Raw genomic sequence first — 1838 nt, forward strand, 5'->3', positions numbered from 1 at the left:
GATGAGGAAAGCAATGGAACAAGAGTTACAATGAATTCGGGAGGCTTCGATCAGTCGTTAGCAAATTTGAAAGCCTTGATAGAGGGAAATGAAATACCTTACATTTAATAAAAATATTTGCTTTACTTCAATAATTGAGGTTGCTGAGGCACCCTTTTTCTTGTGGAACTAGAGGGGCAGGATAGTTCAATAAGAGAACCCAAATAATCACCAAAGACTGAATGGTGATTATTTGTTACAATCCCCTAAGTAGAGACGCTTGACTACTAACTAGCAGTTGTAAGAGGTGTATTCATGGGTACTTCAAGTCTTATATTCTTAGCAATTTATTGGGTTGGAATAATTATTTGGTCACTAAAAAATAAGGAAAAGGCTAAAAAAGAATTACTTCAAATAAAAAACAATTGGAAGACAGGAGTAATAGTATTTTTACTTGTTTTTTTCCCATTTTTAGTTGCGGCTCTTATGGCATTTGTACTTTAATTTATTGTACCTTATTAATCTAACAGGTGTTTTACTTCAATAACAGGTGGTTGCTCTTTTCCTATGGAACTAACGGGGSAGGTTAGTAGAACAAGTTATGAATTGAATAGTTTAAAGTTATAGAGCATTTCTTCGTAATGAGGAATGCTTTTTTATCTTTTTTTAAAATGAAAGGATATTTCGGTAACAATAATTATATAATAAAAAACAACAATGTTTTATTGTAAAACGATAAATTGCGTGTTAAATTAAATTGACAATAAATAAGTGAGGTGCTTTTTATGAAACGAGGAACAACACTCTTTTTAAAGATAGCTGTTATTCTTATTGGAATTCCAGTTCTTGCTTTGTGCATATTTTTGGTGCCTGAGATAGCAAAGTTTGCAGCAGAATTGTATCCGGATATGACTTATATCAAATATCTCGTATTAATCGATTTGTATGCATCGGCGATACCTTTTTACTTTGCTCTATATCAAGCTTTTAAACTTTTAAGCTATATTGACAAGAACAAAGCTTTCTCGGAATTATCAGTAAGAGCTTTAACAAAAATAAAATACTGTGCAATCACAATCAGTATCTTGTATGTGGTAGGCCTGCCACTCTTTTATCTCATAGCGGAGCTGGACGATGCCCCAGGTATCATATTAATCGGATTGGTCATAATTTTTGCTTCAATGGTGATTGCAGTCTTTGCTGCTGTTCTTCAAAGGCTTTTACAAGAAGCCATCGATATAAAATCAGAGAATGACTTAATAGTCTGAGGTGAATAATATGGCAATTATAATCAATATTGATGTGATGCTGGCTAAAAGGAAAATGAGTGTTACAGAACTTTCTGAGAGGGTTGGAATAACGATGGCTAACCTTTCTATATTGAAAAACGGCAAGGCAAAAGCTATTCGATTATCAACTTTAGAGGCGATTTGTAAGGCTTTAGAATGTCAGCCCGGAGATATTTTAGAATACCGAAATGATGAAGACACCTAAAATTAATAAAGTAGAAATATTTAACATTGGAAGGAAAAGAAAGATTTCATAAAAGGGGAGTTACTCATGAATTTAACCATTAAAAAAATGGAGGGACAAATCATGAGAGCACTAAAACAACTCGTTCATTTTGGTTGGGAGCAGGTCCTATCATGTTTGTTTCCTGCCGTTATTTTTGCCTCTTTGGCTTTTACAAAATTCATGCCGCTTCCCTTCTTGCCACGGTATGATTGGCTGCTCATCATCTGCCTTCTGATGCAGTGGTGGATGGTGCGTTCTGGGCTTGAAACACGGGATGAACTAAAGGTTATCACATTGTTCCACCTTATTGGTCTTGCTCTTGAACTTTTCAAGGTACATATGAC

General features: G+C 34.6%; 4 protein-coding genes. All 4 read left to right on the top strand.

The window, feature by feature from the left end; all coding sequences use genetic code 11:
* The first annotated feature begins 294 nt into the window (after positions 1 to 294).
* A complete protein-coding gene (locus AC1DUW_RS27535; protein WP_053346690.1) occupies positions 295 to 483 on the top strand; it encodes a hypothetical protein in 189 nt (62 codons plus the stop codon).
* Between the two features lie 281 nt (positions 484 to 764).
* A complete protein-coding gene (locus tag AC1DUW_RS27540; RefSeq protein ID WP_053346689.1) occupies positions 765 to 1247 on the top strand; it encodes a DUF2975 domain-containing protein in 483 nt (160 codons plus the stop codon).
* Between the two features lie 10 nt (positions 1248 to 1257).
* On the top strand, positions 1258 to 1473 hold the full coding sequence (locus AC1DUW_RS27545) for a helix-turn-helix domain-containing protein (RefSeq protein ID WP_053346688.1): 216 nt from the start codon (positions 1258 to 1260) through the stop codon (positions 1471 to 1473).
* A gap of 102 nt (positions 1474 to 1575) precedes the next feature.
* Positions 1576 to 1838, top strand: a 263-nt coding sequence (locus AC1DUW_RS27550; protein WP_477644015.1) for a DUF817 family protein, incomplete at its 3' end; no start/stop codon positions are given.

This window comes from Peribacillus sp. P4_C12 (genome assembly GCF_056402095.1).

Bases quoted from the DNA above. Each gene is read 5' to 3' on its own strand.
- AC1DUW_RS27540 (WP_053346689.1), top strand. From the start codon at position 765: ATGAAACGAGGAACAACACTCTTTTTAAAGATAGCTGTTATTCTTATT.
- AC1DUW_RS27545 (WP_053346688.1), top strand. From the start codon at position 1,258: ATGGCAATTATAATCAATATTGATGTGATGCTGGCTAAAAGGAAAATG.
- AC1DUW_RS27535 (WP_053346690.1), top strand. From the start codon at position 295: ATGGGTACTTCAAGTCTTATATTCTTAGCAATTTATTGGGTTGGAATA.